This is a genomic window from Cupriavidus sp. WGlv3, assembly GCF_023952475.1.
Classification (GTDB): domain Bacteria; phylum Pseudomonadota; class Gammaproteobacteria; order Burkholderiales; family Burkholderiaceae; genus Cupriavidus; species Cupriavidus phytorum.
On record NZ_JALHRX010000161.1, the window covers coordinates 1 to 366 of the forward strand.

1 protein-coding gene is annotated in these 366 nt (G+C 68.0%); it reads right to left on the minus strand.

Going from position 1 to position 366, the window contains the following annotated elements; all coding sequences use genetic code 11:
• Positions 1-366 (minus strand): carboxyl transferase domain-containing protein (locus MKD38_RS30985; protein WP_305882547.1); only part of this gene is annotated, 366 nt, incomplete at both ends.

A 366-nucleotide genomic window follows, 5' to 3' on the forward strand; every position in this document is an offset into this window, starting at 1 on the left:
GGTAGCCCCAGATGCGCGCGAAGCCGCATACCAGCGTGGTGCCGTAGCGTGCCTTGAACTCGTCGAACTCGGAGCCGTCGACCAGGCGCGCGATCACCTCGCGCACGTCGTACGGCTTGCGCGTGTCGGTCGGGATCACGCCGTACAGCTCCTCCACCGGGTACAGCGGCTCGACCGGTTCGTGCAGCCGGATCTGGTCCGGCTTGCGGCGGTTCAGGTGCTGCACGATATTGCGCGCCAGGCTGAGCGCGTGGTGGTCATTCTGCGCGAAGTAGTCGGCCACGCCGGACAGGCGCGTATGCACGTCGGCGCCGCCAAGGTCTTCCGCGCTGACTTCCTCGCCGGTGGCGGCCTTCACCAGCTTCC